The following is a 6931-nucleotide window of genomic DNA, read 5'->3' on the forward strand; positions in this document are numbered from 1 at the left end:
TCTGTGGCACGGTGAACAATGTTGTCGACCAAATTCTCGCGATGCACGAAGAAACCGGCGACTTCGGCGAACTGGTCTATGCCGGCTTGGACTGGACCGATAAGGCGTTGTCGAGAAAATCAATGGAGCTCATGGCGCATGAGGTCATGCCAAGGGTCAGAAAAGCAATCGGAACCAAAGAAAGCTGTGTGAAATGAGGGAGGCGGCAGTGTCCTCGGCTGCCCGTTTTGCATCTTACTTTGTAGGATCCATCCGCGTGGTGATCCTCGCGGATGGGGCGCGAACTTTCCCGCTTACCGATGACTTTGTCATCAACGCGACGAAAGACGAAATCAACGCTGCACTTTCGGACGCAGGCTTGCCGGTCAATCAGATCACAACGACTTACACCCCGATCCTTTTGGACTGCGGAAATAGAAAGGTTTTGATCGACACAGGGAACGGAGCGGCGGGGCTGGCTGTTGATCCTGCCGGTCCGGGCTGTCTTTCCGAAAGCCTGAGACAAGCAGGTATCAAAGCTGCTGAAATCGACACAGTTGTTATTTCCCACTGCCATCCAGATCATGTGAATGGCCTGATAGATGAAAACGGCAATTCTGCATATCCTAATGCTGCGATCTTAGTGCCAAGCGTTGAATGGGATTTCTGGATGCAAATGGCCCCTCGCATCCCGGCACCCTCGCCTCGTATGATGAAATTGACGCAAACGAATTTGAAAGTCTTCCACAGTTTGAAAAACCAGGTTCAGGTCTATTCCGATGGTGATAAAATTCTGGATGGCGTCACGGCCGTTATGACACCCGGCCATTCGATTGGTCATATGTCTTTCATCGTGAAATCAGGCTCGGAAGAAGTGTTCCTGCAATCAGATCTCACCAACAATCCCGCGATTTTCCTCAGAAATCCCGGTTGGCATGGACGTTTTGACCAATATCCAATGCTGGCCGAAAGCACGCGTCGCGAAAAGCTACATTGGTTGGCTCAGACGAGAATACGCGTGCAGGGATATCATTTCCCGTTCCCTGGTTGTGGCTATGTGGAACAAACTGCGGACGGCTACCATTTCAAGCCTTTGACACTGGGTGTGAAGACCGCTCACGGCGGTTAAGATACACATTTTTTCAATTTGACACAGCCGCGTGCCTAAATTTACAGATCAGTAATAACCGCAAGAGACAGTGTTTTCTTGCCCAAAAAGGCAGGCTGTACTTATAATATCAATAGAATAGGGTCGATGAATGAACAAGTTCCAAGCCATCAAAACCTTCTTACGTGTAGCGGAGTGCCAAGGCTTCTCTGCTGCGGCCGATGTGCTGGGCATCTCAGCTTCGGCAGTCACCAAAAACGTGAACAGGTTGGAGCAGGATCTTCGTGTTCAGCTTTTCAATCGCTCAACACGCCACATCATGTTGACGGACCTCGGAAAAGTTTACTACGACCAATGCAACGAAGTGATGACCCTGCTTGATGATGCCGATGCTGCGTTACGCCGTAGCAATGCATCGATAATGGGATCCGTTAAAATCGTCATGCCCGTGTCGTTTGGCCGTGTAACGTTCATCCCTGCGCTGCCAGCCTTTTACGAAGCATTTCCAGATATTCATCTCGATATTCACTTTAACGATGGGTTTGTCGACCTCATTCAGGGGCGGTTTGATATTGCGGTTATGGCGCGCGAACAGCCGGATTCCAGTTTAATCCGCAAGCAGCTGATTACGGGACCAATGTTAACGGTTGCGGCTCCATCTTATCTGGAAAAATGGGGAACACCGCAGACACCAGAAGACCTACTGGAACACAATTGTATTGTCGGGCGCTTTGGTCCCAACTGGTCTTTCCGAATGGGCGACGCTCAATTCAAAAATATCTCGGTACCCGGCAATATCACCCTACAAAGTGGCGATGCAGTACGTGAAGCAGCGGTGGCAGGAATTGGAATTGCGCAATCGACACACTGGCTATTTCGCCGAGACCTGTCGCAAGGGAATGTCGTTTCTGTTCTTGAAAAATTTGCCCGTGAATCCGTCCCTGTTGCAGCGCTATATCATTCAAAGGAAAACACATCGCGCCGCGTCAAAGAGGTCATACAGTTCCTCGTTGAAATCACGAAAACAGATCCTGACGCATTGTAATGCTTTCCATGAGGAACACGGCAAGATACCCGACAATGATAAAAACGATCCTGTAACGGGCTCAAAAATGAGAAAAAAGCAAAGACGCCACTTTGCGAAAACAACAAAGTGACGCCCTCACATTATGCCTTTGCGTCGATGTGCTTCACGACGATTTCGGACAGGACGTCAGGTTCATCCAGCATTGGAAAATGGCCGCTGTTTTCCATCAGTTCAAAAGACATTCCGTCTATCAACTTTCGATAAATTGGCTCTGCTGCCTTAACCCCGCTCTTACCGCCGACAACGACAACGGGCTTGCATGTGATCTTTGCCATCGCACCTTCCATATCGTATTGTCGCAAGGCCCACATGACTTGTGTCATGGTCCAAGATCCGGCCTTGTTGCGATCCACATTCCAGCGCGTCAGAAATTCTTCATCGACATGATTCAGCCGGTTTTCAATCTGGGCCATTGTCTGCGAGGCCATCCCGTAATTCTTCTCTGTGTTTGACCAATTTCCCTTCCACACCTCTTGTGTGCGTACAGGTGCTTCGCAAATGAATAGCGTGTCAATCTTGTCGCCATACCGCGCACCGAAGTCCGTCGCGATTGCTCCTCCGATTGATGACCCCAGAACGCTTGCGGTTTTGAGACCCAAAGCTTCCATGAAGCATGCCAATGCATCAGAAAAATCTTCAACTGAATAATGGCGCGTCACACAATCAGAGTCGCCATGACCAGGCTGATCCCATGCAATAACGCGGAACCGCTGTCCAAGAATGTTCAACATGTCTTCGTATTCGTAGGCCGAATTCCCATTCGTATGCAGAAGGATAATTGCAGGTCCGCTCCCCGCTTCCAGAAAGTGAATACGCCCGTGATCTGTCGATACGAAACCGTCTGTAATTTGCATTATAGTGCTCCCAGCCTAATTTTGCGGACAATTGCGCCACGCTCACTTAAGGCAAAGATAATCAAGGTTATCACTGAGAGATAATGATTAAGTCGAAACTGTAATGTTCCCAAAAGTCCGAAGCGGCACAAGTACTTGCCACCCTCCGCGAGTTGGGAATTTACGACACCGAGGCAGGCGTCAATGCATACGAAGGAGACATCCCACAAGGGCATCCTTTGGGAATGTCAGGCCTGCGCATCGCGGGTTTGGCATGTTTGGTACTGACATCCGGAAAAAAGTCACCCTCGACTAAATGTATTGTCGTCAGGCAAGGAATCGCAATCGCGCTCCAAGCGATTTTACCGACTTCATCGCCCAACATTACTGACCTATCGGGACCACGGATCGTGAACATCGCCATTTTGGCCCTTAACTCAAAAGGTTCTTTCTGAAATTGCGGAAACTCGCGACGGATACAGATGCTAGATTAAATTTGCGCAGCCAACGACAAAGGAATTCTTGCATGAAAGCCGTCAGATCATGGACTGATTTTCCGAACTCTTTACGCAATGCCTGCATCGCGATCGGAAATTTTGATGGGGTTCATTTGGGCCATCGTCATGTTCTTGATCAAACTCGGGCCAAGGCGAAGGAATTAGGTGTGCCCCACGGCATTCTGACATTTGAGCCACATCCACGCGAGTTTTTTGCGCCAAGCGCCGTACCATTTCGTCTGGAGCATGCTAGCACCAAACGCCAAAGGTTGGCGGGCTGTGGCCTAGAGAGCTTGTTCGAATTGCCTTTTAATGCCGAACTGGCCAAGACATCGGCCAAGGATTTCGCACGAAATGTGCTTTGCGATGGGTTTGCGTTCAGCCACATCTTCGTCGGTGCAAATTATCGATTTGGCAAAAACCGCGAAGGTAGCGTTTCAGATCTGATTGATTTTGGGGAAAAGTTCGGCTTCGGCGTTACAATCTCGGAACTGTTGACTCGCTCGGATAGAACGATTTCCTCGACGCGGATTCGCGAGTGCTTGAGCGAGGGCCGTCTTCGTGACGTTGCTGACCTGCTCGGACGCCGCTACAGCATCCAAGGCGAGGCGCACCACAATGACAGAGAATCTCAACAGTTCGGAATGACGGTCGCGTCAGTTTCCCAAACAGGCATTCATCGCCCAAAGAGTGGCGTATACGCGGCCTATGCTGATGTTCTTGAGGGCCCCTATAAAGGTAGGTATCAAACGATCGCTACCATCAGCTCAGAGGCGCTAGCTGACGTTAATACAGTCCAATGTAAGGCTCACATTCACGACCTGCTTGGCGATCTTTGCGGCACATCTATTTCCGTGGAATTAATTGAATACTTGCACAAGGTTCCAAGTTCAGGCCTTACCCAAACAGCATCCAATGAGATTTTTCATTCCAAAGTGCCTCGCAGTTTGAAACGATTCAGCCACCCTTGCATGGCAGATTGACTTGATGAATGAAAAGCCCCCCGATTGCTCGGAGGGCTTTTCAATTTCTAGCTAGTTCCAGTTCAGATCGAACTTAGAGACCAGTGGACACGTCGATGGAGTTACCTTCTTCGAGTGTCACGTAGGCTTTTTTAACGTCTTTGCGTTTGCCGAGCATCCCGCGGAAGCGTTTTGCTTTACCTTTTGTGATCGATGTGTTCACGGCTTTAACTTTCACACCAAAGAGCGTTTCGACGGCTTCTTTGATTTGTGGTTTGTTAGAGTCGATCGCAACTTCAAAAACAACCGCACCATTCTCAGATGCCATAGTGGCTTTCTCAGTGATGATAGGCTTACGAATGACGTCGTACATATCTGCTTTAGTGGTCATTTGAGGCGAGCCTCCAGAGCTTCGACAGCTGATTTCGTGAGCACGAGTGTGTCACGTTTCAGGATATCGTATACGTTGGCGCCCATTGTTGGCAAGATATCAACACCAGTCAAGTTCGCAGCTGCGGCTTTGAGGTTTGTGTCGATTTCTGCACCATCAATGATGAGGACGCGTTTCCAGCCCTGCTCTTTAACAGCTTTTGCAAGCATTGCAGTCTTCGCACCAGCCAATTTGGCGTCGTCGAGGATTACAAGATTGCCTGCGCCTGCTTTTGAAGAGAGCGCGTGTTTCAGGCCAAGTTTACGGAATTTCTTCGTAAGCTCGTGAGCGTGAGACCGCGGCGTAGGACCCTTGTAGATACCACCTTTGCGGAAGATCGGTGCCTTGCGGGACCCGTGACGAGCGCCACCGGTGCCTTTTTGGCGGTAGATCTTCTTCGTGGAGTAGCTAACTTCTGAGCGTGTCTTTACCTTGTGTGTACCAGCTTGCGCTTTGTTGCGCTGCCAGCGAACCACACGGTGAAGAATGTCTGCACGTGGCTCAAGACCGAAGAGTGCTTCGTCCAGATCCAATGTGCCAGCTTTTTCGCCGTCAAGTTTGATTACGTCAAGTTTCATGCTTCACCTCCTTCAACAGGTGCTTCAGCCGGAGCTGCTGCAGCCGCAGATTTCAAGGCAGCTGGAAGTGGCGCATTCTCAGGGAACGGCTTTTTCACAGCGTCTTTGACAGTAACCCAGCCACCTTTGGAGCCAGGAACAGCGCCTTTGACCATGATCAAGCCACGGTCGGCATCTGTGCGGACAACCTGAAGGTTTTGTGTCGTGACACGAGCAGCGCCCATGTGACCAGCCATTTTCTTACCTTTGAAAACTTTACCTGGGTCTTGACACTGACCAGTCGAACCATGCGAACGGTGAGAGATAGACACACCGTGTGTCGCACGCAAACCGCCAAAGTTGTGACGCTTCATCGCACCAGCGAAACCTTTACCGATAGATGTACCAGCAACGTCAACGTATTGGCCTTCGAAGTAATGCTCAGCTGAGATTTCTTCACCAACAGCGATGAGATTCGCTTCGTCTACGCGGAATTCTGCGATTTTGCGCTTTGGCGCAACATTCGCAGCGGCGAAAACGCCACGCATAGCTTGGGATGTGCGTTTTGCTTTTGCATTGCCGCAACCGAGCTGAACAGCCGTGTAGCCGTGCTTCTCAGATGTGCGCTGCGCAACAACTTGCAAGTTTTCGAGTTGAAGGACGGTTACAGGAACCTGTTTGCCGTCTTCCATGAACAAGCGGGTCATGCCCACTTTTTTCGCGATAATACCAGAGCGCAACATATTCAATTGCCCCCTTATACTTTGATTTCGACGTCAACGCCGGCAGCGAGGTCGAGCTTCATCAGCGCGTCCACAGTCTGTGGTGTTGGGTCTACGATGTCGAGAAGACGCTTGTGCGTACGGATCTCAAACTGATCGCGGGATTTCTTGTCAACGTGTGGACCACGAAGAACAGTGAATTTTTCGATTTTGTTTGGCAGTGGGATCGGGCCACGAACTTGAGCGCCAGTGCGCTTAGCAGTGTTCACGATTTCCTGTGTAGATGCGTCGAGAACGCGGAAATCAAATGCCTTCAGCCGAATGCGAATATTTTGCGATTGCATAATATAGCCTTTCGCGGCTTCACGAATTGAGAGGTCGAAACCGCACCATTGCAGCTCCCACATCGAACTCGAAAAAGGGCAAGACGAATCTCACCCGTAGACTTCGTTAGATACGAATTCACGCCCAATACAGCGCGAAATGCTGTGAGGCAATACCTTTGGTGTAAAAATGTGAAATGAGTCAGCTGGAGTAGTCGATCCCAGGCCTGAAGCTTTCAAAAAATATGTTATTTCATGCGCTAGATTGTAGTAGCTCAGCTGATGTCCAAACCAAAAAGGCCTCCCGATTGGGAGGCCTTTTCGAAGTGTTATAAGCGATAAGGCTTACTCGATGATTTTAGAAACAACACCGGAACCAACTGTGCGGCCGCCTTCGCGGATCGCAAAGCGCAGACCGTCTTCCATCGCGATT

At 49.9% G+C, this 6931-nt stretch carries 9 protein-coding genes and 2 pseudogenes; 5 read left to right on the forward strand and 6 right to left on the reverse strand.

The features are described from left to right. From KO497_RS02000 to KO497_RS02010, 3 genes and pseudogenes are all read left to right on the forward strand, one after another. A pseudogene (locus KO497_RS02000) lies at positions 1–197 on the forward strand (LLM class flavin-dependent oxidoreductase); the annotation flags it as partial. Between the two features lie 11 nt (positions 198–208). Continuing rightward, positions 209–1108, forward strand: coding sequence for an MBL fold metallo-hydrolase (locus KO497_RS02005; RefSeq protein ID WP_215942296.1), 900 nt, complete (start codon positions 209–211; stop codon positions 1106–1108). A 130-nt stretch (positions 1109–1238) separates the two neighbouring features. Further along, positions 1239–2132, forward strand: a complete 894-nt coding sequence (locus KO497_RS02010) for a LysR family transcriptional regulator (protein WP_215942297.1) — start codon at positions 1239–1241, stop codon at positions 2130–2132. Positions 2133–2254: 122 nt separating this feature from the next. Here KO497_RS02010 and KO497_RS02015 read toward each other — a convergent pair whose 3' ends face one another. Next, complete coding sequence (locus tag KO497_RS02015) at positions 2255–3028, reverse strand: alpha/beta fold hydrolase (protein WP_215942298.1); 774 nt, start codon at positions 3026–3028, stop codon at positions 2255–2257. 134 nt (positions 3029–3162) lie between these two features. Here KO497_RS02015 and KO497_RS02020 point away from each other — a divergent pair. Together KO497_RS02020 and KO497_RS02025 are read left to right on the forward strand one after the other, a co-directional pair. Beyond that, positions 3163–3462, forward strand: a pseudogene (locus tag KO497_RS02020) (hypothetical protein); the annotation flags it as partial. Positions 3463–3533: 71 nt separating this feature from the next. Beyond that, a complete protein-coding gene (locus KO497_RS02025; RefSeq protein ID WP_215942300.1) occupies positions 3534–4487 on the forward strand; it encodes a riboflavin kinase in 954 nt (317 codons plus the stop codon). Positions 4488–4560: 73 nt separating this feature from the next. On the opposite strand, the gene KO497_RS02030 is transcribed toward KO497_RS02025, so the two are convergent. From KO497_RS02030 to KO497_RS02050, 5 genes are all read right to left on the reverse strand, one after another. Continuing rightward, positions 4561–4857, reverse strand: coding sequence for a 50S ribosomal protein L23 (locus tag KO497_RS02030; protein ID WP_085848209.1), 297 nt, complete (start codon positions 4855–4857; stop codon positions 4561–4563). Beyond that, positions 4854–5474 carry a 50S ribosomal protein L4 gene (rplD, locus tag KO497_RS02035; protein ID WP_215942301.1) on the reverse strand — a complete coding sequence of 207 codons (621 nt, stop codon included), beginning with the start codon at positions 5472–5474 and terminating at the stop codon, positions 4854–4856. The genes KO497_RS02030 and rplD overlap by 4 nt, the downstream gene beginning before the upstream one ends. Beyond that, positions 5471–6196 (reverse strand): 50S ribosomal protein L3, encoded by a 726-nt coding sequence (gene rplC / locus KO497_RS02040; protein ID WP_215942302.1) that lies wholly within the window; start codon positions 6194–6196, stop codon positions 5471–5473. The genes rplD and rplC overlap by 4 nt, the downstream gene beginning before the upstream one ends. A gap of 14 nt (positions 6197–6210) precedes the next feature. Further along, the gene (gene rpsJ, locus KO497_RS02045) at positions 6211–6519 is read right to left on the reverse strand and encodes a 30S ribosomal protein S10 (protein ID WP_085848206.1); all 309 of its coding nucleotides are present in this window, start codon (positions 6517–6519) and stop codon (positions 6211–6213) included. Between the two features lie 324 nt (positions 6520–6843). Then, positions 6844–6931 (reverse strand): hypothetical protein (locus KO497_RS02050; protein ID WP_215942303.1); only part of this gene is annotated, 88 nt, incomplete at its 5' end.

The organism is Pacificibacter marinus (genome assembly GCF_018860665.1).
In the GTDB taxonomy this organism is placed as follows: domain Bacteria; phylum Pseudomonadota; class Alphaproteobacteria; order Rhodobacterales; family Rhodobacteraceae; genus Celeribacter; species Celeribacter marinus_A.

Excerpts from the sequence above, each read along its gene's own strand:
- KO497_RS02010 (WP_215942297.1), top strand. The coding sequence starts at position 1,239 with ATGAACAAGTTCCAAGCCATCAAAACCTTCTTACGTGTAGCGGAGTGC.
- KO497_RS02015 (WP_215942298.1), bottom strand. The coding sequence starts at position 3,028 with ATGCAAATTACAGACGGTTTCGTATCGACAGATCACGGGCGTATTCAC.
- KO497_RS02025 (WP_215942300.1), top strand. The coding sequence starts at position 3,534 with ATGAAAGCCGTCAGATCATGGACTGATTTTCCGAACTCTTTACGCAAT.
- KO497_RS02030 (WP_085848209.1), bottom strand. The coding sequence starts at position 4,857 with ATGACCACTAAAGCAGATATGTACGACGTCATTCGTAAGCCTATCATC.
- rplD (WP_215942301.1), bottom strand. The coding sequence starts at position 5,474 with ATGAAACTTGACGTAATCAAACTTGACGGCGAAAAAGCTGGCACATTG.
- rplC (WP_215942302.1), bottom strand. The coding sequence starts at position 6,196 with ATGTTGCGCTCTGGTATTATCGCGAAAAAAGTGGGCATGACCCGCTTG.
- rpsJ (WP_085848206.1), bottom strand. The coding sequence starts at position 6,519 with ATGCAATCGCAAAATATTCGCATTCGGCTGAAGGCATTTGATTTCCGC.